Annotated in this window: 25 protein-coding genes and 1 pseudogene; 21 read left to right on the top strand and 5 right to left on the bottom strand. The window is 76.3% G+C overall.

The features are described from left to right. Positions 1-264: 264 nt before the first annotated feature. The 12 genes from JKP75_RS16825 to JKP75_RS16765 all read left to right on the top strand — a co-directional run bounded on the left by JKP75_RS16825 (position 265) and on the right by JKP75_RS16765 (position 12,838). Positions 265-924 carry a redox-sensing transcriptional repressor Rex gene (locus tag JKP75_RS16825; RefSeq protein WP_242471216.1) on the top strand — a complete coding sequence of 220 codons (660 nt, stop codon included), beginning with the start codon at positions 265-267 and terminating at the stop codon, positions 922-924. Next, the gene (locus tag JKP75_RS16820; RefSeq protein ID WP_200493269.1) at positions 921-2,285 is read left to right on the top strand and encodes a glutamyl-tRNA reductase; all 1,365 of its coding nucleotides are present in this window, start codon (positions 921-923) and stop codon (positions 2,283-2,285) included. The genes JKP75_RS16825 and JKP75_RS16820 overlap by 4 nt, the downstream gene beginning before the upstream one ends. Continuing rightward, positions 2,282-3,283 carry a hydroxymethylbilane synthase gene (gene hemC, locus JKP75_RS16815; protein WP_200493268.1) on the top strand — a complete coding sequence of 334 codons (1,002 nt, stop codon included), beginning with the start codon at positions 2,282-2,284 and terminating at the stop codon, positions 3,281-3,283. The genes JKP75_RS16820 and hemC overlap by 4 nt, the downstream gene beginning before the upstream one ends. Positions 3,284-3,365: 82 nt before the next feature. Next, entirely contained in the window at positions 3,366-4,910 is a 1,545-nt protein-coding gene (locus tag JKP75_RS16810; RefSeq protein WP_200490122.1) for a uroporphyrinogen-III synthase, read from the top strand. Next, positions 4,907-5,911 carry a porphobilinogen synthase gene (gene hemB / locus JKP75_RS16805; RefSeq protein WP_200490123.1) on the top strand — a complete coding sequence of 335 codons (1,005 nt, stop codon included), beginning with the start codon at positions 4,907-4,909 and terminating at the stop codon, positions 5,909-5,911. The genes JKP75_RS16810 and hemB overlap by 4 nt, the downstream gene beginning before the upstream one ends. Position 5,912: 1 nt before the next feature. Further along, positions 5,913-6,392: a hypothetical protein gene (locus JKP75_RS16800; RefSeq protein ID WP_200490124.1), complete on the top strand. Its 480-nt coding sequence runs from the start codon at positions 5,913-5,915 to the stop codon at positions 6,390-6,392. Beyond that, complete coding sequence (gene hemL, locus JKP75_RS16795) at positions 6,389-7,720, top strand: glutamate-1-semialdehyde 2,1-aminomutase (protein WP_200490125.1); 1,332 nt, start codon at positions 6,389-6,391, stop codon at positions 7,718-7,720. The genes JKP75_RS16800 and hemL overlap by 4 nt, the downstream gene beginning before the upstream one ends. 37 nt (positions 7,721-7,757) lie before the next feature. After that, complete coding sequence (locus JKP75_RS21840; protein ID WP_309229926.1) at positions 7,758-8,966, top strand: histidine phosphatase family protein; 1,209 nt, start codon at positions 7,758-7,760, stop codon at positions 8,964-8,966. A 1-nt stretch (position 8,967) separates the two neighbouring features. Further along, a complete protein-coding gene (locus JKP75_RS16780; RefSeq protein ID WP_200493267.1) occupies positions 8,968-9,840 on the top strand; it encodes a cytochrome c biogenesis protein CcdA in 873 nt (290 codons plus the stop codon). Further along, on the top strand, positions 9,837-11,447 hold the full coding sequence (locus tag JKP75_RS16775) for a cytochrome c biogenesis protein ResB (RefSeq protein WP_309229925.1): 1,611 nt from the start codon (positions 9,837-9,839) through the stop codon (positions 11,445-11,447). Before JKP75_RS16780 ends, JKP75_RS16775 begins: the two co-directional genes overlap by 4 nt. A 207-nt stretch (positions 11,448-11,654) precedes the next feature. Continuing rightward, positions 11,655-12,401: a c-type cytochrome biogenesis protein CcsB gene (gene ccsB / locus JKP75_RS21835; protein ID WP_309229924.1), complete on the top strand. Its 747-nt coding sequence runs from the start codon at positions 11,655-11,657 to the stop codon at positions 12,399-12,401. A 137-nt stretch (positions 12,402-12,538) separates the two neighbouring features. Next, complete coding sequence (locus JKP75_RS16765) at positions 12,539-12,838, top strand: hypothetical protein (RefSeq protein WP_200490130.1); 300 nt, start codon at positions 12,539-12,541, stop codon at positions 12,836-12,838. Positions 12,839-12,880: 42 nt separating this feature from the next. Here JKP75_RS16765 and JKP75_RS16760 read toward each other — a convergent pair whose 3' ends face one another. Then, positions 12,881-13,096 carry a hypothetical protein gene (locus JKP75_RS16760; RefSeq protein WP_200490131.1) on the bottom strand — a complete coding sequence of 72 codons (216 nt, stop codon included), beginning with the start codon at positions 13,094-13,096 and terminating at the stop codon, positions 12,881-12,883. Positions 13,097-13,317: 221 nt separating this feature from the next. Between JKP75_RS16760 and JKP75_RS24125 the strand changes: the two genes are divergently transcribed. Both JKP75_RS24125 and JKP75_RS16750 read left to right on the top strand, forming a co-directional pair. After that, the gene (locus JKP75_RS24125) at positions 13,318-13,644 is read left to right on the top strand and encodes an Lrp/AsnC family transcriptional regulator (RefSeq protein WP_309229923.1); all 327 of its coding nucleotides are present in this window, start codon (positions 13,318-13,320) and stop codon (positions 13,642-13,644) included. Then, positions 13,637-13,969 carry a DUF4229 domain-containing protein gene (locus tag JKP75_RS16750; RefSeq protein ID WP_200490132.1) on the top strand — a complete coding sequence of 111 codons (333 nt, stop codon included), beginning with the start codon at positions 13,637-13,639 and terminating at the stop codon, positions 13,967-13,969. Before JKP75_RS24125 ends, JKP75_RS16750 begins: the two co-directional genes overlap by 8 nt. A 45-nt stretch (positions 13,970-14,014) precedes the next feature. On the opposite strand, the gene JKP75_RS16745 is transcribed toward JKP75_RS16750, so the two are convergent. Beyond that, complete coding sequence (locus tag JKP75_RS16745) at positions 14,015-14,887, bottom strand: 1,4-dihydroxy-2-naphthoate polyprenyltransferase (protein WP_200490133.1); 873 nt, start codon at positions 14,885-14,887, stop codon at positions 14,015-14,017. Between the two features lies 1 nt (position 14,888). Then, positions 14,889-16,025 carry an o-succinylbenzoate--CoA ligase gene (gene menE, locus JKP75_RS16740; RefSeq protein ID WP_200490134.1) on the bottom strand — a complete coding sequence of 379 codons (1,137 nt, stop codon included), beginning with the start codon at positions 16,023-16,025 and terminating at the stop codon, positions 14,889-14,891. Between the two features lie 146 nt (positions 16,026-16,171). On the opposite strand from menE, the pseudogene JKP75_RS24765 reads away from it, so the two are divergent. The 3 genes and pseudogenes from JKP75_RS24765 to menD form a co-directional block, all read left to right on the top strand. Continuing rightward, a pseudogene (locus JKP75_RS24765) lies at positions 16,172-16,696 on the top strand (enolase C-terminal domain-like protein); the annotation flags it as partial. Continuing rightward, positions 16,596-17,138, top strand: a complete 543-nt coding sequence (locus JKP75_RS24760; protein ID WP_375539256.1) for an enolase C-terminal domain-like protein — start codon at positions 16,596-16,598, stop codon at positions 17,136-17,138. The pseudogene JKP75_RS24765 and the gene JKP75_RS24760, both read left to right, overlap by 101 nt. Beyond that, a complete protein-coding gene (menD, locus tag JKP75_RS24755) occupies positions 17,135-18,799 on the top strand; it encodes a 2-succinyl-5-enolpyruvyl-6-hydroxy-3-cyclohexene-1-carboxylic-acid synthase (protein WP_200490136.1) in 1,665 nt (554 codons plus the stop codon). The genes JKP75_RS24760 and menD overlap by 4 nt, the downstream gene beginning before the upstream one ends. Here the strand turns inward: menD and JKP75_RS16725 are convergent. After that, on the bottom strand, positions 18,796-20,037 hold the full coding sequence (locus JKP75_RS16725) for an isochorismate synthase MenF (RefSeq protein WP_200490137.1): 1,242 nt from the start codon (positions 20,035-20,037) through the stop codon (positions 18,796-18,798). The genes menD and JKP75_RS16725 overlap by 4 nt on opposite strands. 35 nt (positions 20,038-20,072) lie before the next feature. On the opposite strand from JKP75_RS16725, the gene JKP75_RS16720 reads away from it, so the two are divergent. After that, positions 20,073-20,795: a demethylmenaquinone methyltransferase gene (locus JKP75_RS16720; protein ID WP_200493266.1), complete on the top strand. Its 723-nt coding sequence runs from the start codon at positions 20,073-20,075 to the stop codon at positions 20,793-20,795. A gap of 9 nt (positions 20,796-20,804) precedes the next feature. Here JKP75_RS16720 and JKP75_RS16715 read toward each other — a convergent pair whose 3' ends face one another. Next, positions 20,805-21,518: a VOC family protein gene (locus JKP75_RS16715; protein WP_200490138.1), complete on the bottom strand. Its 714-nt coding sequence runs from the start codon at positions 21,516-21,518 to the stop codon at positions 20,805-20,807. Between the two features lie 94 nt (positions 21,519-21,612). On the opposite strand from JKP75_RS16715, the gene JKP75_RS16710 reads away from it, so the two are divergent. The 3 genes from JKP75_RS16710 to JKP75_RS16700 all read left to right on the top strand — a co-directional run bounded on the left by JKP75_RS16710 (position 21,613) and on the right by JKP75_RS16700 (position 24,053). Then, a complete protein-coding gene (locus tag JKP75_RS16710) occupies positions 21,613-21,756 on the top strand; it encodes a hypothetical protein (RefSeq protein ID WP_200490139.1) in 144 nt (47 codons plus the stop codon). A gap of 2 nt (positions 21,757-21,758) precedes the next feature. Further along, positions 21,759-22,403, top strand: a complete 645-nt coding sequence (locus tag JKP75_RS16705) for a phosphoribosyltransferase (RefSeq protein WP_200490140.1) — start codon at positions 21,759-21,761, stop codon at positions 22,401-22,403. Positions 22,404-22,475: 72 nt separating this feature from the next. Beyond that, a complete protein-coding gene (locus JKP75_RS16700; protein ID WP_200493265.1) occupies positions 22,476-24,053 on the top strand; it encodes an HNH endonuclease signature motif containing protein in 1,578 nt (525 codons plus the stop codon). The last annotated feature ends 286 nt before the right edge of the window (positions 24,054-24,339 follow it).

The following is a 24,339-nucleotide window of genomic DNA, read 5'->3' as shown; positions in this document are numbered from 1 at the left end:
GGTCGGCGGCGGGGCGGGTGTGGCTGGACCGACGCCACCGACGTGGTCTCCGCCACAGCGCCACCCGTTCGGGCCGGTCAGGGCGTCGTCGCGCCGTCCGGGACTTTGTTCCGGCGTTCACAAGCGGCTACCGTGGCTGCGCGGGCACCCCGGTGCCTGCGCAGCAGAACCACCGATCCCGTCGCCGTCGTCGTCATTCTGCGTGCCCCGCCCCGCCCGGTAGCCACCGGGGTCCCGGGCGCGGCCGCTGTGGAGAGCCCGTTGATGCAGCCGCGGCCCCGGACCATCCCGGAGGCCACCGTCGCCCGCTTGGCCGTGTACCTCCGGGTGCTGACCACGCTGGCCGACGGCGGCCGGAGCACCGTCTCCTCCGGTGAGCTCGCCTCCGCCGCGGGCGTCAACCCCGCCGGGCTGCGCAAGGACCTCTCCCACCTGGGCCCCTGCGGCGTCCGGGGCGTGGGCTACGACGTCGGCGCGCTGCGCGACCGGCTGACCCGCGTCCTCGGCGTGGAGAGCGCCCGGGCCTGCGTGCTGGTCGGCATCGGCAACCTGGGCTCCGCGCTGGCCGACTACGCCGGCTTCGGCACCCGCGGGTTCGAGTTCGTCGGGCTCTTCGACGCCTCGCCGGCCCGCATCGGCCAGCGCGTCGGCGCGCTGCAGGTCCGCCCCCTCGACGAGCTCGAGGACGTGGTCGCGGCGACCGGTGCCTCCATCGGGGTCATCACGACACCGGCCGAGGTGGCCCAGCCGGTCTGCGACCGGCTCGCCGCGGCCGGGGTGAGGAGCATCTTGAACTTCGCGCCGGTGACGCTCGCGGCCCCCGCCGGGGTCGACGTCCGCAAGGTCGACCTGTCCGTGGAGCTCCAGGTGCTGGCCTTCCTCGGCCAGCAGCGGGTGCCCGCGGGAGTGGGGGAGACGGCATGAGCCTCCTCGCAGTCGGGATCAGCCACCGGACGGCGCCGGTCGCGCTGCTCGAGCAGTTCGCGATGGGCGACGACGACCGGGTCAAGGCCCTGCACGAGCTGGTCGGCGGCGACCACATCCAGGAGGCGCTGGTCCTCGCGACCTGCAACCGGGTCGAGGTCTTCGCCGAGGTCGAGCGGTTCCACGGCGGCGTCACCGACGTCAGCCGCGTGCTCGCCCGCCAGGCCGGCGCCACGGTCGAGGAGCTCTCGCCCTACGTGACGGTCCACTACGAGGACCAGGCCGTCACGCACCTGTTCACCGTCGCCGCCGGGCTGGACTCGATGGTCGTCGGCGAGACGCAGGTGCTCGGGCAGCTGCGCGCCGCCTACGCCCTGGCCCGCGAGGAGGGCACCGTCGGGCGCGCCCTGCACCCGATCGCCCAGCGCGCGCTGCGGGTCGGCAAGCGGGTGCACTCCGAGACGGGCATCGACCGGGCCGGTGCCTCGCTGGTGTCGGTGGCGCTGGACCGCGCCGAGGTGCGCATCGGCGACCTCGCCGGCCGCCGCGCGCTCGTCGTCGGGGCCGGCTCCATGGGCGCGCTGGCCGCCACCACGCTGGCCCGCCGCGGTGCCGACGTCGTCGTCGGCAGCCGCACGCGCACCTCCGCGCAGCGGCTGGCCACCACCCTCGGCGGCCGGGCGATCGAGCTCGCCGACACGGCCGACGAGCTGGTGGACGCCGACGTGCTCGTCTCCTGCACCGGCGCCTCGGGCATCGTCGTGCACACCGACACCGTCGCCACCGCCATGCAGCGGCGCGCCGGCCGGCCGCTGGCCGTCATCGACCTGGCGCTGCCCCGCGACGTCGACCCGGGCGTTGCCGCGCTCCCGGGCGTGCACGTCGTCGACCTGGCCCTGCTCCAGGGCGAGCGGGTCGCCGCCGACGACTCCGGCGAGCCGGCCCCCGGCCCGGTGGCCGCTCACGACATCTCCACCGCGCACGCGATGATCGAGGCCGAGGCCGCCCTGCTGCGCGCCGAGCAGCAGGCCGCCGCGGTCGCGCCGACGGTCTCCGCGCTGCGCAGCCAGGCCGCCGAGGTCGTCGACGCCGAGCTGCTGCGGCTGTCCACCCGGCTGCCCGACCTCGACCCGCGCTCCCGCCAGGAGATCGCCCGCACCGTCCGGCGCGTCGTGGACAAGCTGCTGCACGAGCCCACCGTGCGGGTGAAGCAGCTCTCCGCCGTCCCCGGCGGCACCGACTACGCCGGGGCGCTGCGCGCCCTGTTCGGCCTGGGCATCGACACCGACGTCGCGCGCGAGGCCGCGAGCCTGGCCGAGGCCGTCACCGTCGACCCCGAGCGCGCCGGAGGCGCCGCATGACCGCCACCAGCACCCCTGCCACGAGCACCACCGGCGCCGGGACCCCCGCCGAGGCGGGGACCGCCGTCCTGCGGCTCGGCACCCGCGCCAGCGCGCTGGCGCACACCCAGTCGCAGGGCGTGGCCGACGCGATCACCGCCGCCACCGGCCACCCGGTCGAGCTGGTGCACATCACCACCGAGGGCGACCGCTCGCAGGCGGCGATCGCGCAGCTCGGCGGCACCGGCGTCTTCGTCACCGCGCTGCGCGACGCGCTGCTCGCCGGCGACATCGACCTCGCCGTGCACAGCTACAAGGACCTGCCCACCGCGCCCGAGCCCGGCCTGAGCCTCGCCGCCGTGCCGCCGCGGGAGGACCCGCGCGACGCCCTGGTCGCCCGCGACGGGCTCACCCTCGGCGAGCTGCCTCCGGGCTCCCGGATCGGCACCGGCGCGCCCCGCCGGGTCGCCCAGCTGCGCGCCCTCGGCCTCGGGCTGGAGATCGTGCCGATCCGCGGCAACGTCGACACCCGGCTGGGCCGGGTGGCCGGCATGGGTCACGGCCCGGGCGACCTGGACGCCGTCGTCCTCGCCCGCGCCGGGCTCTCTCGGCTGGGCCGCCTCGACGTGATCACCGAGACGCTCGACCCGCTGCAGGTGCTGCCCGCGCCGGCGCAGGGCGCGCTGGCCGTCGAGTGCCGCACCAGCGACGCCCGCACCCGCGAGCTGCTCGGCCGGCTCGAGGACTCGCGCACCCGCGCCTGCGCCCTCGCCGAGCGCAGCACGCTGTCCACCCTCGAGGCCGGCTGCAGCGCCCCGGTGGCCGCCTACGCCGAGATCGCCGAGGGCGAGGACGGTCCCGAGCTGTTCCTGCGCGCCTCCGTCACCGCGCTCGACGGCAGCGACGGCGTCCGCGGCTCCCGGACCGGCGTCCTCGCCGACGCCGCGGCCCTCGGCCGCGCGCTCGCCGAGGAGCTGCTCGACCGCGGCGCGGTCGAGCTCATGGCAGCCAGCAGGTGACCGCGGGCCCGACCAGCCACACCCCCCAGAACGCCCAGAACCCAGCAACAAAGGCCCCCAGGGCCAGGATCAGGAGCACGCGATGACGCGCTTCCGCAAGACCGTCGGAAGCACCGGCCGGGTCGTCTTCGTCGGCGCCGGACCGGGCGACCCCGGCATGCTGACCGCCCGCGCCACCGCGGCGATCGCCGAGGCCGCCCAGGTCCTCGTCGACGCCGACGTGCCGACCGCCGTCCAGGACGCCGTCCAGGGGATCAACCCCGGCGCGGAGCTCGTCCCGGTCAGCGGCGAGCCCGCCGAGATCGCCAAGACCGCCGTCACGGCGGCCAAGGGCGGCGCGGTGGTCGTCCGGCTCGTCGCCGGCGACCCCTACACCGACGACGCCGCCGTCAAGGAGGTGCTGGCCGTCGGCCGCACCTCGATCGGCTTCGACGTGGTGCCCGGCGTGGCGCCGGCCACCGCCGTCCCCGCGTTCGCCGGTGTCGCCCCGGGCAGCACGGCGCTCACCGCCGACCTGCGCAGCGGCGTGGACCTGACCGCGCTGGCCGCGGCCACGGCGTCGACCAGCGGCACCCTGGTGCTGCGGGCCACCGCCGAGGAGCTCCCCGACGCGGCCGCCCGGCTCGTCGAGGGCGGCCTGTCGGGCAGCACGCCCGTCGTCGTCACCACCGGGGGCTCGTCGACGGCGCAGAAGAGCGTCGTGACGAAGCTGACCGCGGTCGCCGAGAAGGCCGCCGGGCTGGACTCCCTCAACGGCCCGGTCGTCGTCACCGTCGGCACCGCCGTCGACAAGCGCGCCCGCATGTCCTGGTGGGAGAGCCGCCCGCTGTTCGGCTGGCGCGTGCTGGTGCCCCGCACCAAGGACCAGGCCGGCGAGATGAGCGACCGGCTGCGCGCCTACGGCGCCGTCCCGGTCGAGGTGCCGACGATCGCCGTCGAGCCGCCGCGCAGCCCCGCGCAGATGGACCGCGCGGTCAAGGGCCTGGTCACCGGCCGCTACGGCTGGATCGTCTTCACCTCGGTGAACGCGGTGAAGGCCGTGCGCGAGAAGTTCGCCGAGCTCGGCCTCGACGCCCGCGCGTTCGCCGGCGTCAAGGTCGGCTGCGTCGGCGAGCAGACCGCCGACGCGGTCCGCGCCTTCGGCATCGTGCCCGAGCTGGTCCCGGTCGGCGAGCAGTCCAGCCAGGGCCTGCTGGCCGAGTTCCCGGACTACGACGACGTCCTCGACCCGATCGACCGCGTGCTCCTGCCGCACGCCGACATCGCCACCGAGGTGCTCGCCGCCGGTCTGGTGGAGCGCGGCTGGGAGGTCGACGACGTCACCGCCTACCGCACCGTGCGCGCCGCCCCGCCGGCCGCGTCGGTCCGCGAGGCGATCAAGGGCGGCGGCTTCGACGCCGTCTGCTTCACCTCGTCGAGCACCGTGCGCAACCTGGTCGGCATCGCCGGCAAGCCGCACGCCAAGACCGTCGTCGCGGTGATCGGCCCCGCCACCGCGGCCAGCGCCCAGGAGTTCGGCCTGCGCGTCGACGTGCAGCCCGAGACGGCCGCCGTCGCCCCGCTGGTCGACGCCCTGGCGGAGTACGCGCTGTCGCTGCGCGAGGCGGAGGACGGCGAGGGCAAGTGAGCGAGGCGCTGGGCGGGACGAACCCCGGCTTCGCGCGCGGGCGCCGGCTCCGGTCGACGCCCGCGCTGCGGCGCCTCACCGCGCAGACCCGGGTGGCCCCGGCCGACCTGGTGCTGCCGGTGTTCGTCAAGCAGGGCATCGCCGAGCCGGTGCCGATCGGCTCCATGCCCGGCGTCGTCCAGCACTCGATCGACTCGCTGCGCACGGCCGCGCACGAGGCGGCCGAGGCCGGCATCGGCGGGCTGATGCTCTTCGGCATCCCCGCCGAGAAGGACGCGGTCGGCTCGCAGGCCGACGCCGCCGACGGCATCGTCAACGTGGCGCTGCAGCAGCTGCGCGCCGACCTGGGCGACGAGCTGGTGCTCATGGCCGACCTCTGCCTGTGCGAGTACACCGACCACGGGCACTGCGGCGTCGTCACGCCGGCAGGGGTCGTCGACAACGACCCGACGCTGGACCGGTACGCCGCCGTCGCCATCGCCCAGGCGCAGGCCGGGGCCCACCTGGTCGCCCCCAGCGGGATGATGGACGGGCAGGTCGCCGCGATCCGCGCCGGTCTGGACAGCGCCGCGTTCACCGAGGTGCCGATCCTCGCCTACGCCGCCAAGTACGCGTCGGGCTTCTACGGGCCGTTCCGCGAGGCCGCCGAGGGCGCGCCGCAGTTCGGCGACCGCTCGACCTACCAGATGGACCCGCCGAACGCGGCCGAGGCGCTGCGCGAGGTGGCGCAGGACCTCGCCGAGGGCGCCGATGCCGTCATGGTGAAGCCGGCGCTGCCCTACCTGGACATCGTCCGCCAGGTCGCCGACGCGGTGCAGGTGCCGGTCAGCGCCTACCAGGTCAGCGGCGAGTACGCGATGCTCGAGGCGGCCGCGGCGAACGGCTGGGTGGACCGCGAGCGGGCGATCCTCGAGACGCTGGTCGCCATCCGCCGCGCGGGCGCCGGCCAGGTCCTCACCTACTGGGCGGTCGAGGCCGCGCGCTGGCTGGCCCGCGGCTGACATGAGCTACGTCGAGCCCGGGGGCTCCTGGCGGCCGTTCTGGGTGGTCGCCGGGGCCCTCGGGCTCTTCGCCGTCCTGGACCTGGTGCTGCCCGGTCCGGACGTCCCGCCCTGGCTCTGGGCGCTCACCGTGGTCACCGTGCTCGGCGCGGTGGGGGTGGGCTGCCTCTCGGCCCGCCGGGTCTGGACGGTCGCGGTCGAGGACGGCGAGCTGTCGGTCGGCCCCGAGGTCGTCCGGCTGGCCGACGTCGACGCCGCGCACCTGGCCGCCGTCGAGGGCGGGGTGGACGCCGGGGCGCCGGTGCTGGGCGGCGGCTGGACGCTGCCGCCGGGCCGGTCGGGGCTGCCGTTGCGGCTGCGCGACGGCCGCACCGTGCTGGTGCCGACCCGGGACCCGGCGGCGCTGCGCGGCGCCCTGCTGGCCGCTGTGTCCGACGCCTCCGACGGGCGCACAGGAAGAGAAGGGACACTGGGGTCGTGACCTCGCCGGACAGCTCGCCCTACCCGTACGAGGCCCCGGTCTCGGCGTCGCTCTTCGCCCGCGGCCGCGCCGTCACCCCCGGTGGCGTGAACTCGCCGGTCCGCGCCTTCCAGGCCGTCGGCGGGACCCCGCGGTTCATGGTGGAGGGCGCCGGCCCGTGGCTCACCGACGCCGACGGCCGCCGCTACGTCGACCTGGTCGCCTCGTGGGGGCCGCTGCTGCTCGGGCACGCGCACCCCGCCGTCGTCGAGGCGGTCACCGCCGCCGCCCGCCGGGGGCTGACCTTCGGGGCGCCCACCGAGGGCGAGCTGGACCTCGCCGAGGAGATCCGCGCGCGGGTCGCGCCGGTGGAGCGCGTCCGCCTGGTCAACTCGGGCACCGAGGCGGTGCTCTCGGCGGTCCGGCTGGCCCGCGGCGTCACCGGCCGCCCGCTGGTCGTGAAGTTCGCCGGCAACTACCACGGACACGTCGACTCGCTGCTGGCCTCGGCCGGCTCCGGCGTCGCCACCCTGGGCCTGCCCGACACCCCCGGCGTCACCACCGGCGCGGCCGCCGACACCGTGGTGCTGCCCTACAACGACGTCGCCGCGGTCGAGGCGGTCTTCGCCGAGCGCGGCCCGCAGATCGCCTGCGTGATCAGCGAGGCCGCGGCCGGCAACATGGGCGTCGTCCCGCCGGAGCCGGGCTTCAACGCAGCACTCCGCCGGATCACCGCCGCGCACGGCGCGCTCCTGGTCCTCGACGAGGTCATGACCGGCTTCCGCGTCTCGCGGTCGGGCTGGTACGGCCTGGACCCCGTCGACGCCGACCTGTTCACCTTCGGCAAGGTCATGGGCGGCGGGCTGCCCGCCGCGGCGTTCGGCGGCCGCGCGGACCTGATGGACCACCTCGCCCCGGCCGGGCCGGTCTACCAGGCGGGCACGCTGTCGGGGAACCCCGTCGCCGTCGCCGCCGGGCTGACCACGCTGCGGCACTGCACCGACGAGGTCTACGCGCACTGCGACGAGGTCGCCGCGGTGCTCCGCGGCGCCGCCAGCGCCGCGCTGTTCTCCGCCGGCGTGCCGCACCGGGTGCAGCAGGCCGGCAACATGTTCTCGATCTTCTTCGTGCCCGACGAGCGCCAGGTGCGGAACTACGACGACGCCCGCTCGCAGGAGGCGTTCCGCTACACCGCCTTCTTCCACGCGATGCTGGCCCGCGGGGTGTACCTGCCGCCGTCGGCGTTCGAGTCGTGGTTCGTCAACGCGCAGCTGTCCGGGGAGGCGCTGGACCGCGTGCTCGAGGCGCTGCCCGCCGCCGCCCGTGCCGCCGCCGAGGCCACCCCGTGAGGGCAGAAATGGCCATTTCTGCCCTGGAGGGGGAGGCGTGAGCGAGACGACGACGGTGCACCTGCTGCGCCACGGCGAGGTGCACAACCCGGGCAAGGTCCTCTACGGGCGGCTGCCCGGCTTCCGGCTGTCGACGACCGGTGAGGCGATGGCCGTCGCCGCCGCCGAGTGGTTCGCCGGGCACGACGTCGCGCACCTGGTCTCGAGCCCGCTCGAGCGCGCGCAGCAGACCGCGCGCCCGCTGGCCGACGCCACCGGGCTGGAGGTCGCGACCGACGACCGGCTGATCGAGGCCGGCAACGCCTTCGAGGGCATGGTCGTGGGCGGGGCCGGCGGCGTCTTCCGCGCCCCGCGCAACTGGTGGAAGCTGCGCAACCCGTTCCAGCCCTCGTGGGGCGAGCCCTACGTGGAGATCGCCGCCCGGATGCTCGCCGCGGTCGAGGCGGCGCGCGACGCCGCCCGCGGGCACGAGGCCGTCCTGGTCAGCCACCAACTGCCCATCTGGACCCTCCGGCTGCACCTCGAGAGCCGCAGCTACGTGCACGACCCGCGCCGCCGCCAGTGCGCGCTGGGCCAGCGTCACGTCGGTGACCTACGACGGCGACCGCCTCGCCGGCGTCACCTACGCCGAGCCGGCGGGCGCCACCGACCCGGATGCGGTGCCCGGCGCATGAGACGGCTCCTCCTGGCCCTGACCGCGGGCGTGCTCGCCCTCTCCGGCTGCACCACCGGCGACGACGCGGTGTCGGTGAACAACGGCGGCGAGTTCCGCTTCGTCGAGGGCACCCCGCGCGGCGAGGTGATCCCCCCGGAGGAGCGCGCGACCGCGCCCGAGTTCGCGGGCACGCTGCTGGACGGCGAGGACTTCTCCTCCACCGAGCTGGCCGGCGACGTCGCGGTGATCAACTTCTGGGGCTCGTGGTGCGCGCCCTGCCGGGTGGAGTCGCCGGAGTTCCAGGAGGTCTACGCCGACGTCCGCGACCGGGGTGTGCGGTTCCTCGGCATCAACGTGAAGGACACCGGCCAGCTGGCCCGGGCGTTCGAGCGGAACTTCGGCATCGAGTTCCCCTCGCTGGACGACCCGCGCGGCGAGGTCGCGCTGGCGTTCCGGGACTACCCGGCCAGCGCCATCCCCTCGACCATCGTGCTCGACCGGGAGGGCCAGGTCGCCGCTGTGTACACCGGTGCGGTGCGGCAGGACGACCTGCGCGCCGTGCTCGACCGACTGCTCGCCGAGGAGGGCTGACGTGGGGGAGACCTTCGCCGACCTCGTCACCGACGGCCCGCTGCTGGTCGCCGCCGTGGTCGCGGCGCTTGTGGGGCTGATCAGCTTCGCCTCGCCCTGCGTGCTGCCGCTGGTGCCCGGCTACCTGTCCTACGTCACCGGCCTGGTCGGCTCCGGTGCCCGTCCCGGTCCCGCCGGGACGACGGGTGCAGGGACGACGACGGCGGCGGCCGGCGGGACGGCCTCCGGCGGCACGGCCTCCGGCGGCACGGCGACGGCGACGGCGGTGCGCGCCGACGACCGCGCCCCCCGCGGGCGCATGGTGCTCGGCGCGGTGCTGTTCGTCCTCGGCTTCACCGCCGTCTTCGTGGCCATCACCACCGCGTTCGGCGGGCTGGGCCGGCTGCTGCTGGTGCACAACGAGGTCATCACCCAGGTCATGGGCGGGGTCACCGTCCTGGTGGGGCTGGGCTTCCTCGGCTGGCTGCCGCTCCTGCAGCGCACCAAGCGGATGACCGTGCGGCCCACCGTCGGGCTGGCCGGCGCCCCGTTGCTCGGCGTCGTCTTCGGCCTGGGCTGGACGCCGTGCCTGGGTCCGACGCTGGCCGCCGTCCAGAACCTGGCCTTCGCCGAGGCGACCGCCGGGCGCGGGGCGCTGCTCGGGCTGGCCTACTGCCTGGGCCTGGGCGTGCCGTTCGTGCTCGTGGCGCTCGGCGCCCGCTGGGCCGTCGGCGCCACCACCTTCCTGCGCGTGCACGCGCAGGCGGTCACCCGCATCGGCGGGGCGGTGCTCGTGCTGGTCGGGCTGCTCCTGCTCACGGGCGCCTGGACCGAGATGATGGAGTGGCTGCGGTCGTGGCTGGCCACGCGCGGGTTCGCGGAGACGTCGCTGTGACCACCACCGCCCCGCGGCGGGAGGCCGCCGCTCCGCCGCCGCCCGCTCGCCCCTCGCCCGGCCGCCGGATCGCCGCCCGGTTGCTGCTCTGGTGGCACCGGCTCACGGCGATGCGCACCGCCATCGTGCTGCTGTTCCTGCTCGCGCTCGCCGCGGTCCCGGGCTCGCTGCTGCCGCAGCGCTCGCTCTCGCAGACCAACGTGCGCCGGTACTTCGCCGACCACCCGGACCTCGCGCCGGTGCTGGACCGGCTGTACCTGTTCGACGTCTTCAGCTCGCCGTGGTTCGCCGCGGTCTACCTGTTGCTGTTCATCTCGCTGATCGGCTGCGTGCTGCCGCGGGCGCTCGAGCACGCGCGGGCGCTGCGCTCGGCTCCGCCGCCGGCCCCGCGGAACCTGCTGCGGCTGCCCGACTCGGGCTCGCTGGGGACGCCGCTGCCGGCCGACGCCGCGCTCGACGTCGTCGAGGAGGAGCTGCGGGTCCGGCGGTACCGCGTCGTCCGCCGGGACGGTGCGCACGGCCCCGAGCTGTCGGCCGAGAAGGGCTACCTCAAGGAGACCGGCAACCTGCTGTTCCACCTGTCCCTCATCGCGCTGCTGCTCGGCCTGGCCGGCGGCAAGCTCTGGGGCTACGAGGGCAGCATCCTGGTCACCGAGGGCGACGGGTTCTGCAACTCCTTCCAGCAGTACGACACCTACTCGTCGGGCCCGCTGGTCGACAGCGGCGACCTCTCGCCGACCTGCGTGGACCTCGAGCGCTTCGAGGCCGAGTACGAGCCGGACCTGACCGCGTCGTCGTTCACCGCCGACATCCGGTACGGCGAACCCGGGGCCGAGGGCCGGCCGACGACGATCGGCGTCAACAGCCCGCTGCGCTCGGAGGGCGACCGGCTCTACCTCACCGGGCACGGGTTCAGCCCCACGTTCAGCGTGACGCTGCCCGACGGGCAGGCGTTCACCGACATCACCGTGCCGTTCCTGCCCTCGGACCCGACGACCATGGCCAGCGAGGGCGCGCTGAAGCTCCCCGACGTGGGTGGCGGCAGCGACGGGCAGCTCGCGCTGGAGGGCTTCTTCGCGCCGACGGGCATCGTGCAGGGCGGCGTCCTCACCTCGATCGACCCGCGCCCGCTGGACCCGCAGGTCGCCGTCGTCGCCTACCAGGGCTACCTGGGCCTGGACTCCGGGCTGCCGCAGTCGGTGTACTCGCTGGACGCCAGCCAGATCGAGCGCGGCCGGCTCTCCGAGGCGGGCGCGGCCAACCTCTCGCTGGGCGACTCGATGACCCTCGAGGACGGCACGGTCATCACCTTCAGCGGCGTCAAGGAGTTCGCCGCCCTGCAGTACTCGCACGACCCCGGCCAGATCTGGGTGCTGGTGTCGGCGATCTCCCTGCTGACCGGGCTGCTCGGACTGCTGCTGCTGCGGCGGGAGCGGGCCTTCGCCCGGCCCCGCCCCCGACCCCGCGGGCGGCGGTACCGTGCTGACGCTGGCCTCGCTCACGCGGGGCAGCGGCGAGAGCGCGCCACGGTTCGCCGCCCTCACCGACGACCTGAGGGCCGCGCTCGCCGCCCGCACCGCACCGCAACCGGAGGTCTCCCCGCGTGACTCCTGACCAGTCGCTCCTCGACCTGTCGGACACCTTCTTCTCGATCAGCGTCGCCCTGTACTCCGTGGCCCTGGTCGCGTTCTGCGCCGAGCTGGCCTTCGGCCGGCGGCCGGCCGCGGCCCGCGAGCTCGTCGCCGCCGGCGGCGGGCCGGCCCCCGAGGCGCCGGCGGACGGCCCGGAGGCATCCGGCAGGGCGCAGCGCTGGGGTGCGATCGCCATCGGCCTCACCGTGCTCGGGGCGCTCACCCACGCCGCCGTCCTCGTCTGCCGCGGGTTCGCCCTCGACCGGCTGCCCTGGGGCAACATGTACGAGTTCGCGACCGCGGTCGTCCTCGTGGCGGTGCCTCGCCTACGTCGTCCTGGCGGTCCGCTCGCCGGCGCTGCGGCACATCGGCGTCTTCGTGCTCGCGCCCGTCGTCCTCGGCATGGTCGCGATCGGCCTGTTCCTCTACGTCGAGGGCGGGCCGCTGGTGGCCGCGCTGCGGTCGAGCTGGCTGGCCATCCACGTGACCGCCGCGATCGTCGGTTTCGGCATCTTCCTGGTCAGCGGGATCGCCAGCGTGCTGTACCTGGTCCGCACGAAGGCCGAGCAGAAGCCGGCCGAGGAGCGCGGCACCGGCTTCGTGGCGCGGCTGCCCGAGTCGTCCGTGCTGGACCGGCTGGCCCACCGGACCGCCGTCTTCGGTTTCCCGATCTGGACGTTCGCCGTCATCGCCGGCGCGATCTGGGCGGAGAGCGCCTGGGGCCGGTTCTGGGGCTGGGACCCGAAGGAGACCTGGTCGTTCATCGCCTGGGTCGTCTACGCCGCCTACCTGCACGCCCGCACGACCGCCGGCTGGCGGGGGCGCCCGGCCGCGTGGGTCAACGTCGTCGGCCTGGTGGTCATGGTCTTCAACCTGACCTTCGTCAACCTGGTCTCCAGCGGCCTGCACAGCTACGCCGGCGTCGAGTGATCCCTGCGCGGGGCCGCCCGCGCTGTCACCCGGAGTGAGGGACGTCCCGGCCGAGGGGCCGGGGATCCGTCACGATGTCGGACCTCCGTGCTTCGATGCAGGGATGACGTGGAGTCCGCAGTCCGGTGGAGGTCACCGTGGGTAAGCACACGGCAGGGGACGACGCGACGGTGCACCCGCTCGTGGCCGACGCCCTCGCCCGGCGCTCCGGTGCTCCCGGCACCGCGCACGGCGCGGACGCACCCGGGCGCGGCGGCAGCACCGGGTGGCCGGATCCGCCGCCGCCCGGCGGGGAGCCGGTGGGCTGGCCCGAGGATCCGGGCGGCCGTGAGGTGCCCGACGAGGGGGACGGCGGAGCGGACCGGGACGGGACGGCGCTCCGGCTCCCGCAGCGGCGCGGCTGGCGGCGGCTGTTCGGGGCGAACCCCGCGGCCTAGCTCGAGCGGCCTGGCCCGGACGGGTCTGGCTCGGGGATCAGCTCAGGCGGGGGTGCCGTCGTCCCGGCGGGCGCGGCGCTCGAGCTCGCGGAGGAACTCCGGGTCGTCGTCGGGTGCGAGCGGCCGCGTGGGCCGCTGGGGCCGGGGACGGCGGGGCGGCCGGGGCGCGCGGAGACCGCCACCGCCCGGATTGGCCGCCGCACGCATGACCAGGGCGATCACCACGACCGCCATCACGAGCACCACCAGAAGGACCACGTCCCCACCCCCTCGTCCACGACCAGCGTACGACCGCCGCGATACTCGGTGCAGACCATGAGATCGCGGGCGACCCGGTAGCGGGCCCCGCGAGGACGGAGCGACCGCCATCGACGCCGTGGACCGGCACCTGATCGAGCTGCTGCGCGCCAACGGCCGGGCCAGCTACGCCGAGCTCGCCCGACAGGTCGGGCTCTGCCTCGCCCGCGGTGCACGAGCGCGTGGGCAAGCTCGAGGCGGCCGGCGTGATCTCCGGCTACCGGGCGGTCATCGAGCCCGCCGCGGTGGGGCTGGACGTGACCGCGCTCATCGGCGTCATCGAGAGCGACTCGGTGGACGACACCGGCCTCGAGGTGGCCATGCGCGAGGTGCCGGGCATCGAGGACTGCTGGCGGGTGGCCGGCAGCGAGGGCTACGTGCTCAAGGTGCGTGTGGCGGACATCCCGGCACTGGAGGCCACCGTCAACGCGTTGAACCGGATCAGGGGTGTGGCACGCACCCGCACCACCGTGGTGCTGTCGACGAAGTGGGAGGGCCGGCATGGCTGAGAGCGCAACCGAGGGGGCGCCGGTGCCCCCGGCCGGTCCGGCGGGCGGGCCGGCGACGCCGCCGAAGGTGCTGCCCTGGCTGCTGCTGCACACCGTCGGCCGGCTCGGCATCTTCGCCCTGCTGACGCTCATCCTCTGGATGGTCGGCCTGGACTTCTTCTCCGGGATGCTCTTCGGCCTGCTGCTGTCGATGCCGATCGCCTACCTGGCGCTGCGGCCCTCGCGGGAGCGGCTCAGCGAGGCCCTGATGGCCCGCAGCGTGGCCAAGCGGGCCGAGAAGGAGCAGTTCCGGGCGCGGCTCAGCGGCGACGGCACCGAGGGCTGATCAGCCGCCCGGCGCTCAGCGGGGCCGGGCTCGGCTGCGGAGTGCTCAGCCGCTCAGTGCCAGGCCGGCGCCGAGCAGCACGCCGGTGACCAGGGTGAGCCGGCCGGTGCCGGCGAGCGCGCCGATCAGCGCCGGGCCGCGTCCTCCGGTGAGCACCGTGCGCACCGGCGGGACGCCGAGCGGCACGGCCAGCAGGGTGATCAGCACCCACGGCCGGACGACGCCCACCGCGACGACGACGGCCAGCGCCGCCACGAACAGCCCGGCGAACGCGAGCCGGGTGCCCCGCTCGCCCAGCAGCACGGCGAGCGTGCGCTTGCCGACGGCGGCGTCGCCGTGGATGTCGCGCAGGTTGTTGACCACCAGGATCGCCACGGTGAGCAGCCCGATCGGCACCGCCACGGCGTAGGCGAGCCCTGGCCGCGTGCCGGTCTGCACGTAGGTGGTGCCGACGACGGCGACCAGCCCGAAGAAGACGAAGACGAACACCTCGCCCAGCGCCCGGTAGCCGTAGGGGATCGGCCCGCCGGTGTAGGTCCAGGCGGCGAGGATGCACACCGCCCCGACGGCGACGAGCCACCAGCTCGTGAGCGCGGCCAGCGCCAGGCCGGCCACGGCCGCGACGGCGAAGGAGAGCACCGCGGCGACCAGCACGGCCCGGGGCGTGGCCGCGCCGGAGCCGACGAGCCGCATCGGCCCGACCCGGTCGGCGTCGGTGCCGCGGGTGCCGTCGGAGTAGTCGTTGGCGTAGTTGACCGCCACCTGGAGGGCGAGCGCGACGACCAGCGCCAGCAGCGCGGTCAGCGGGCGGAAGCCGTCGAGCGCGGCGGCGGCGCCGGTGCCGACGAGCACCGGCGCGAGCGCGGCGGGGAGCGTGCGGGGGCGGGCGCCGGCCAGCCACTGGGCGGGGGTGGCCAACTCAGACCTCCGGGATCAGGGCAGCGACCGCGCGGCGGTCGGGCTTGCCGGTGTGCAGCGTGGGGACGGCGGGGACGACGTGCACCTGCTTGGGGGCGGCCGGGGCGCCGAGCCGGTCGGCGACCCACCGGCGCAGCTCGGCCGGCTCGGGCGCGTCCTCCCCGGCGAGGACGACGGCGGCGACCACGCGCTGCCCCCATTCGGGGTCGGGCCGGCCCACGACGACGGCGTCGGCGATCCCGGGGTGCTCGCGCAGCGCCGCCTCGACCGCCGCCGGCGCCACGTTCACCCCGCCGGTGATGACGACGTCGTCGAGCCGGCCGAGGACGGTGAGCCGGGCGGTGCCGTCGGAGCTGGCCTCGGCCAGCTCGCCGGCGTCGCGGGTGCGGAACCAGCCGCCGGCGAACGCGGCCGCCGTCCCCTCGGGGTCGAGCCGGTAGCCCGAGGCCAGCACCGGCCCGGCGAGCTCGATGCCCTCCCCGGCGACGCGCACCTGCACGCCGTCGAGCGGGACGCCGTCGTAGACGCAGCCGCCGGCGGTCTCGGTCATGCCGTAGGTGGTGACCACCCGGACGTCGGCGGCGCGGGCGCGGGCCAGCAGCGCGGGATCCGTCGCGGCCCCGCCGACCAGGACGGCGTCGAAGGCGCGCAGCGCGTCGGGCTCGGCGTCGAGGAAGCGGACGAGCTGCGTGGGCACCAGCGCGGTGTACCGGCGGTCGCCGGCCGGCATCCGGGCGAGCGCTGCGGCCAGCCCCTCGTGCCGGTCGAGGGCGACGGGCTCGCGGCCGGCCAGCTCGCTGCGGCAGAGCACCTGCAGGCCGGCGATGGCCGACACCGGGAGGGCGAGCAGCCAGCTGCCGGGGCCGCCGAGCCGGTCGAGGGTGGCGGTCGCCGACGCGCGCACGGCGGCGGCGGACAGCAGCACGCCGCGGCCGGAGCCGGTGGAGCCGGACGTGACGACGACGAGGTCCGCGCCGTCCTCGAGCGGCTCGTCGGGGCGCAGCACCGCGCGGGCGGCGTCGACGGCGGCGGGAGGCCCGGCGGGGAGGACGGCCAGCGGCCGCTCACCGGACAGCGCCGCGCGCACCGCGGCCTGCGTCAGCTCGGCCGCGGGGACGAGGGACAGGTGCCGGGCCACGAGGAGCCAGCGTACGGCCGGGGGCCGCACCCCCCGCCACGACGCCCACATCGCCGATCTCGCCGCCACGAGCGCTCCTTGGCGCCCACATCGCCGATGTGGGCGGGAACGGTGGCCGCGGTGCCGGCCCTCCTAGGCTGTCGGCCATGATCCCGAACCCCGCGGTCGGCGGTGGACCGGCGCTGGAGGCGTGGGTCTACTCGTTCCCGATGCGCAACCGCTTCCGCGGCATCGACGTGCGCGACGGCGTGCTGCTGCGCGGGCCGGCCGGCTGGGGCGAGTTCTCGCCGTTCTGGGACTACGACGTCGCGGAGAGCCGGCGCTGGTGGGCCGCCGCGGTGGAGGCGGCCACGGTGGGCTGGCCGGCGCCGGTGCGCTCCTCGGTGCCGGTGAACGTCACCGTGCCCGCCGTCGACGCGGAGCGGGCGCACGCCATCGTCACCGCCTCGGGCTGCCGCACCGCGAAGGTGAAGATCGCCGAGCCGGGCCAGACCGAGGCCGACGACCTCGCCCGCGTCGAGGCGGTGCGCGACGCGCTCGGCCCGTCGGGCGCGGTGCGCGTGGACGCCAATGCCGCCTGGGACGTCGACACCGCCGTCGCCCGGATCCGCGCGCTGGACGCCGCCGTGGGCCTGGAGTACGTGGAGCAGCCCTGCGCGACGCTGCCCGAACTGGCCGCGCTGCGCCGCCGGATCGACGTCCGCGTCGCCGTCGACGAGGGGGTGCGCCGCTCGGACGACCCGCTCGCGGTCGACCTGCGCGAGGCCGGACGACGTCGTCGTCCTCAAGGTGCAGCCGCTGGGCGGGGTGCGGGCGGCGCTGCGCGTGGCCGAGGCGCACGGCCTGCCCTGCGTCGTCTCCTCGGCGCTGGAGAGCTCGGTGGGCATCGCGGCGGGCGTGGCGCTCGCCGCCGCCCTCCCCGAGCTGCCGTTCGCCTGCGGGCTGGCCACGATCGCGCTGTTCACCGACGACGTCAGCAGCACCCCGCTGCTCCCCGTCGACGGCGAGCTGCCGGTCGTGCGGCCCGAGCCCGACCGCCGCGAGGCGGTGGCCGCCGATCCGGAGGTGGCGCAGCGCTGGGCGGCCCGCGTGGCGGCCGTGAGCGCGGCGTGAACCCCTCGACCGCGTTCGCCCGCGTCCTGGTCGACGAGCTGCTGCGCGGCGGGGTGACCGACGCGGTGCTCGCGCCGGGCTCCCGGTCGGCGCCGGTGGCGCTCGCCCTGGCCGCGGCCGAGCGGGACGGCCGGCTGCGGCTGCACGTGCGCATCGACGAGCGGTCGGCGGCGTTCCTGGCCCTCGGCCTGGCGAAGGCGTCGGGCCGGCCGGTGCCGGTCCTCACCACCTCGGGGACGGCGGCGGCGCACCTGCACGCCGCGGTGCTGGAGGCCGACGCGGCGGGTGTCCCGCTGCTGGCGCTCACCGCCGACCGGCCGCCGGAGCTGCGTTCCACCGGCGCCAACCAGACCATCGAGCAGGCGCAGCTGTACGGCGGTGCGGTGCGCTGGGCAGTCGACGTCGGCGTGCCCGAGGTCGGGCGCGAGGCGGCGCAGAACCGCTACTGGCGGTCGGTCGTGGCCAAGGCGCTGGTCACGGCCGCGGGCGTGCTCTCCGGAGACCCGGGCCCGGTGCACCTGAACCTCGCCCTGCGCGATCCGCTCATGCCCGCCGACGAGGGCGTCGCGGAGCTGGCCGGCCCGTGGGCAGGCCGCCCCGGCGGCGCCCCGTGGACGGCCGCGGTGACGCCGGGCGCCGTGGCCGGCGCCCGCCGTCTGCCGCCCCGCACGCTGGTGATCGGTGGCGACGGCGCCGCGGACGCCGACCTCGGCCGGCCGGTCGTGGCCGAGCCCAGCAGCGCGTCCTGGGCGCGCAGCCTGCGGGGCGGCGTCTTCCTGCTGGGCGACGCGGACTGGCTGGCCGTGCATCGCCCGGACCACGTGGTGGTGCTGGGCCGGCCGACCCTCTCCAGGCCGGTGAACGCGCTGCTCGCCGACCCGGCGGTCACCGTGGAGACGGTCAGCGCCGCGCCGCGCTGGGCCGACGCGGTGCGGAGCAGCACCCGGGTGAGCCCGTCCCTGGCCGTCGCGGCGGGCAACGACGACGTGGACGACACCTGGGCGCGGGCCTGGTCCGACGCCGCCGAGCGGGCGGGCGCGGCCGTCGACGCCGCGCTCGACGCGGCACCCGAGCTGACCGCCGCCCGGCTGGCCCGCGACGTCGTCGCCGCGCTGCCGTCCGGGGCGCTGCTGGTGCTCGGCTCGTCGACGCCGGTGCGCGACGTCGACCGGCTGGCGGTGCCGCGCGCGGACCTCACCGTGCTGGCCAACCGCGGCGTCGCCGGCATCGACGGCACGATCTCCACCGCCATCGGCGCGGCCACCGTGCACGGCGGGCCGGCGTTCGCGCTCATGGGCGACCTGACGTTCCTGCACGACCTGACCGGCCTGCTCACCGGCGAGGGCGAGCCGGTCCCCGACCTCACCGTGGTCGTGCCGGACAACGACGGCGGCGGCATCTTCGCCCAGCTCGAGCCGGGGGAGGAGCGCTACGCGGAGGGCTACCGGCGGGTGTTCGGGACGCCGCACGGCCGCGACCTGGTCGCCGTGGCCGGCGCGCTGGGCTGGGCCGCGACGCGGGTCGGCACCCCCGAGGAGCTTCCCGCCGCGCTGCGGCTGGGCGGGCCGCGGGTGGTCGTCGTCCGCACCGACCAGCGGGCGGAAGCCGCGCTCGCGAAGGACCTGCGCGCCGCCGCGTCGGAGGCGCTGCGGGGGAACTAGCCCTCGAGCGCGTTCTGGAAGGCGGCGAACTTCGCTTGGGTCTCGGCCAGCTCGGCGGCCGGCTCGGACCCGGCGACGATGCCGCAGCCGGCGAACAGCCGCGCGCCGCCGTCCGGGGTGAGCTCAGCGCAGCGCAGCGCCAGGCCGAACTCGCCGTCGCCGCGGGCGTCCAGCCAGCCGACCGGGCCCGCGTACCGGCCGCGGTCCATGCCCTCGAGCTCGCGGATCAGCGCGGCGGCGTCGGGGGTGGGGGTGCCGCAGACGGCGGCCGTGGGGTGCACGGCGCCGACGAGCTCGAGCAGCCCCGCCGTCCCCCGCTGGGTGCCGACGACATCGGTGGCCAGGTGCCGCACGTTGGCCAGCGTGAGCAGCGCGGGCTCGGCGGGGGCGGTGAGCCGGTCGCAGTAGGGCTCGAGCGCGCGCACCAGCGAGTCGACGGCGAGGGCGTGCTCGGCGCGGTCCTTGGTCGAGCCGAGCAGCGCCGCGGCCAGGCGGTCGTCCTCGGCGCCGGCCCCGCGGGCCGCCGTTCCGGCGAGCACCCGCGACGACAGCTGCCGCCCGGTGCGGCGCAGCAGCAGCTCCGGGGTGGCGCCGAGCAGGCCGTCGACGGCGAAGGTCCAGCAGTCGGGGAAGCGGGCGGCCAGCCGGCGCAGCAGCCGCCGCGGGTCGAGCGCGGGCTCGGCGGAGACCAGCAGGTCGCGGGCGAGCACCACCTTCTCCAGCTCCCCGGCGTCGATGCGGGCCACGGCGGCGTCGACGGCGGCGCACCAGGTGGCCGGGTCCAGCGCGCCGTCGGCGTAGCGCAGCCGGGGCCCGGGGCCGTCCAGCGGTACCGGCACGGGCAGCTCGGCGGGCGCCGTCCCGACGGTGGTCAGCCAGCCGACGCCGTCCCGCAGGCCCACGACGACCTCGGGGACGACGAACACCGACGTCCCGGCGGCCGGGTCGAAGGCGATGCTGCCGAACAGGACCGGGCCGCTGCCGGGGACGGCGAGGTCGTCGTCGACGTCCAGCCCGGCGGTGAAGCCCTCCCACCACGCGGCGGCGTCGGCCAGCGCGGTGGGCCCGGACACCTCCAGGCGGGCGGCCTCGCCCCACCCCACGAGGCCCTCGCCGCGGCGTACCCAGGAGAGCCCGGCGCGCGCCGGGACCAGCTCCAGCAGCTCCGCGGCGTCCGTGCGCACGGTCGTGACGGTGCGCGCCGCCGCGGGGCGGGAGGTCAGGGCGGGCGCGGGCACGTCTCCAGACTAGGAGGCCTCGTAGAGTCGACGCCGTGGCAGACCGGCGAGACAACCCGCACACCGCCGGACGCAGGGCCGATCTGGACAAGCGCCCGGCCGAAGTCGCGGCCATGTTCGACGGCGTCGCGAAGCGCTACGACGTCACCAACACCGTGCTCTCCGGCGGGCTGGACGCCTCGTGGCGCCGCGCCACCCGCCAGGCCCTGGGCGCGAAGCCGGGGCAGACGGTGCTGGACGTCGCCGCGGGCACGGCGGTCTCCACGGTGGAGCTGGCCTCCGGCGGGGTGCGCGCCATCGCCTGCGACTTCTCCCAGGGGATGCTGCGCGCCGGCGCCGCGCGGCCGGTGCCCAAGGTGGCCGGTGACGCGATGGCGCTGCCGCTGGCCGACGCGAGCGTGGACGGCGTCGTCATCTCCTTCGGGCTGCGCAACGTGGCCGACCCCGACGCGGCGCTGCGCGAGTTCCGCCGGGTGACCCGCCCCGGCGGCACGCTGGTGGTCTGCGAGTTCTCCCGGCCGACCTGGGGCCCGTTCCGCACGGTCTACCTCGAGTACCTGATGAAGGCGCTGCCGCGCATCGCCCGCGCGGTCAGCAGCAACCCCGACGCCTACGTCTACCTCGCCGAGTCGATCCAGGTCTGGCCCGGCCAGGCCGAGCTCGCCGGGCGGCTGCAGGACGCCGGGTGGGAGGACGTCGCCTGGCAGAACCTGACCGGCGGCATCGTCGCGCTGCACCGGGCCCGCCGGCCCGCCTGAGCCGCCCCGTCAGGCCGGAGCCAGGAGGCAGAACTCGTTGCCGTCGGGGTCGGCCAGGAGCACCCCGCCGTCCTCGTGCCCGCCGTCCAGCCGGGTCGCGCCCAGGGCGACCAGCCGCTCGACCTCCGCGTCGCGGTCATCGGTGGCCTGCAGGTCGAGGTGCAGCCGGTTGCGCGGCGCCTTCGGGCGGACCGGGGGCCCGCCCCAGGTGATCTTCGGGCCGCCGTGCGGGGAGCGGATCGCCGTCTCCTGGTCCTGGTCCCAGACCAGCGGCCAGTCCAGGGCCGCGCTCCAAAACAGGCCCACCTCCCGCGAGCCGTCGGAGGCCACCGCGCCGAGGAATCCGCACTCGGCGAGGAAGGCGTTGCCCGCCCCGATCACGCAGAACTCGTTGCCCTCCGGATCGGCGAGCACGACGTGCCCCTCCTCCGGGCGCTGGCCGATGTCGATGTGCCGGCCGCCGAGTTCCAGCGCCAGCGCGACGGTCTGCTGCTGCTCCTCCGGCGAGCCGCTGGTCAGGTCGACGTGCATCTGGTTGGGCTGCACCTTCGGCTCCGACGTGGGGGTGAAGCGGAGGCCGAAGCCGGTGTCGTCCGAGGGCAGCAGGGCGACGCCGCCGCGGGGGTCGTCGGTCTCCGCCCAACCCAGCAGCCCGGACCAGAACCGGGCCAGGGCGGCCGGGTCGTGCGCGGCGACGGTGAGCGCGACGAGGGTGCTCGGCATCGACCCAGGTTGGGTGGTCGCGGCGGACGGAGCAACGGAGATCTGCGACCGCTGGACGGTTCTGCGGACGCGGTTCCGGGTCTAGCGTCGGTCCATGACGAGCCCGCCGACCCCGCAGCCGCCGTCGCCCACGCCGTCCCCGACCGATCCGATCCCGCCGCCGGAGCCCGCGCCCTACCCGGTGCCCGGCCCGGGCGATCCGATCGTGCCGCCGCCGACGGGGCCGCAGCCGGTCTGACCGTGACCCGGTTCGCCGACCGCCGCGACGCGGGCCGGGCGCTCGGCGCCCGCCTGGCCGGGACGGTGCCCGGGGACGTCGTGGTGCTGGGCCTGCCCCGCGGCGGCGTGGTGGTCGCCGCGGAGGTCGCCGCCGCGCTCGGCGCTCCGCTGGACGTCCTGCTGGTGCGCAAGCTCGGGCTGCCGGGGCAGCCCGAGCTCGCCATGGGTGCCCTCGCCGCCGTAGGAGACGCGGTCGAGACCGTGCGCACCGAACGGGTGCTGCGCAGCGCCGACGTCGACGAGGCCGTCTTCGCCGCGGTCCGCGCCGAGGAGCTGGCGGAGCTGCGCCGCCGGGAAGCCGCCTACCGGGGCGACGCCGCCCCCGTGGCGCTGACCGGCCGCAGCGTCGTCCTCGTGGACGACGGCCTCGCCACCGGCTCGACCATGCGCGCCGCGCTGCTGGCGCTCGCCGGGCAGCGGCCCGCGCGCACCGTCGTCGCGGTCCCGGTGGCCTCCGCGGGCGCGCTGGCCGAGGTGCGGGCGCTCGCCGACGACGTCGTGTGCCTGCTCGTGCCCTCGTCGTTCCGCGCCGTCGGCGGCGCCTACGGGACCTTCGCGCAGACCTCCGACGACGAGGTGCGGGATCTCCTCGGGGAGCGCCGCTGAACTCTCGAGAACCTCCGGCCGGCAGGCCGCTGAGCAGCGGAAACTGTCAGACCCCATCCGTAGCTTGGGTGCATGACGGTGACCGCGGAGCAGCCCCAGGGTGGGTTGATCGAGTGGTTGCTGTGGCGGGAGCCGTCGGTCGAGCGGTTGCCGGTGGCGCGGTTGACCGCCGAGCAGAAGGTCACCGAGTTGCAGCGGGTGCGGGCGCGCAAGGGGATGGACGACGCCTACGAGGCCGAGCTGCTGATGTCGCTGGCCGGCGATCGGCCGGACACCGACGATCCGCCGCCCGGGCATCCGGGTGCGCGGCGCCGCGGTGGCGGGTCACCGGTGCCGGGCACGTCGGAGTTCCTGCCCGATGAGGTGGCGCTGGTGCTCAACTGCGGCCGCCCGTACGCCGTCGGGCTGCTCGCCGACGCGTTCCAGGTGGTGGAGCGGATGCCGGCGGTGCACGCCGCGTGCGCCGCGGGGCGGTTGGACTGGTTCCGGGCTCGGGTGTTCGCCGACGTGCTGGCCGGCGCCACCGACGAGGTCGCTGCCGCGGTGGTGGCGGCGGTGCTGCCGGAGGCGGCCGGCCTGTCGTCGGGGAAGCTGCGCACCCGGCTGGTCGCCGCCGCGGTCGCCGCGGACGAGGAGTTCGCCGAACGCCGCCGGATCGAGGCCGAACGCCGCGCCGCCGTCCGGGTCCACCCGACCGGGGACGGCATGTCGGCGTTGACCACCGAGGCCCCCTCGGCGGTGGCCGCGGCGATGTGGTCGGTCATCGACCAGGCCGCCCAGCTCGCGCGCACCGCCGGGGACGACCGGCCGATCGGGGTGCTGCGCGCCGAGGCGCACGCCGCGCTGGTGCTGCGCACCGGGGATGACGGCCACCCGGCGATGACCGGGCACCTGACCATCACCGCACCGCTGTCCGCCCTGCGCCCGCCAGGATCCGCGCTCGGCATGGGCGCCGCCGACTACGCAGGAGAGGCGGGAGCGCCACACGCGTACGGGGCGGGCACCACCGGGGCGGGCACCGACCCACGACATCTGGGCCAGGGGATGCCGCAGCTCGGCAGCACCCCGATCACCACCGCACACCTGCGCGAACTGCTCGCCCAGCTCGGCGCGCTCGGCGTCCAGGCCCCGGCCGGCGGCACCCTCGCACTCGCCCTCACCGACGACGACGGCGCGCTGCTGGCCACCACCACCCCCGCCGAACTGGCCCGCCTCGCCGCCCGCGGCTGCACCACTCACGGCAGGAACGCCGACTGCGGCTGCCCCGCCCTCGGCCCACCACCCGCAGTGCCCGGCTACGCCCACACCGCCGCCCAGGAACGCTTCCTACGACTGCGTGACCGCACCTGCCGCCACCCCGGCTGCGGACAACCCGCCGGCCGCACCGACGCCGACCACGTCCTGCCCTACGACTGCGGCGGCCGCACGACCTGCCACAACCTCTGCTGCCTGTGCCGCACCCACCACCGCCTCAAGACCTTCGCCCGCGGCTGGCGCTACCGCCTGCACCCCGACGGCACCCTCACCGTCACCACCGCCACCGGCGTCACCCGCACCACCCGACCAGCCGGACTGCGACACCCCCAGCAGCAACGAGCCCTGCCCCCACCCCGACCCAGCCCCGCCGACCAGGACACCCCGCCCTTCTGAACCCGACCCCGCCCTCCCCGGCACCGACCCGGCGCACGGATGCGTCATCCAGCAGCCCGGAACGACGCATCCGCGCGCCCGGTCGCGGACGCTGCCGATCCGCCGCCGTTCTCACGCCGGTCAGGGCCCCGGCGTCCCGCAGCGGTGGGGCGCCGCGGGCCGCGACCGAACTGTGACGCATCCCTCTTCCGGGGGGAGGTGTCGTGTTCGTCACACCTGTGCCTAGAGTGGGGACCACGCCTGCTTGTGAAGCAATTCACAAAGTCGCGAGGAGAGGATGGGGTCC

This window comes from Blastococcus sp. TML/M2B (genome assembly GCF_016612865.1).
Lineage (GTDB): Bacteria > Actinomycetota > Actinomycetes > Mycobacteriales > Geodermatophilaceae > Blastococcus.
This window is presented reverse-complemented; position numbering and strand designations above follow the sequence as displayed.

Bases quoted from the DNA above. Each gene is read 5' to 3' on its own strand.
- JKP75_RS16825 (WP_242471216.1), top strand. From the start codon at position 265: ATGCAGCCGCGGCCCCGGACCATCCCGGAGGCCACCGTCGCCCGCTTG.
- JKP75_RS16820 (WP_200493269.1), top strand. From the start codon at position 921: ATGAGCCTCCTCGCAGTCGGGATCAGCCACCGGACGGCGCCGGTCGCG.
- hemC (WP_200493268.1), top strand. From the start codon at position 2,282: ATGACCGCCACCAGCACCCCTGCCACGAGCACCACCGGCGCCGGGACC.
- JKP75_RS16810 (WP_200490122.1), top strand. From the start codon at position 3,366: ATGACGCGCTTCCGCAAGACCGTCGGAAGCACCGGCCGGGTCGTCTTC.
- JKP75_RS16800 (WP_200490124.1), top strand. From the start codon at position 5,913: ATGAGCTACGTCGAGCCCGGGGGCTCCTGGCGGCCGTTCTGGGTGGTC.
- JKP75_RS16750 (WP_200490132.1), top strand. From the start codon at position 13,637: ATGGCTGAGAGCGCAACCGAGGGGGCGCCGGTGCCCCCGGCCGGTCCG.
- JKP75_RS24760 (WP_375539256.1), top strand. From the start codon at position 16,596: ATGCCGCCTGGGACGTCGACACCGCCGTCGCCCGGATCCGCGCGCTGG.
- JKP75_RS16715 (WP_200490138.1), bottom strand. From the start codon at position 21,518: ATGCCGAGCACCCTCGTCGCGCTCACCGTCGCCGCGCACGACCCGGCC.
- JKP75_RS16710 (WP_200490139.1), top strand. From the start codon at position 21,613: ATGACGAGCCCGCCGACCCCGCAGCCGCCGTCGCCCACGCCGTCCCCG.
- JKP75_RS16700 (WP_200493265.1), top strand. From the start codon at position 22,476: ATGACGGTGACCGCGGAGCAGCCCCAGGGTGGGTTGATCGAGTGGTTG.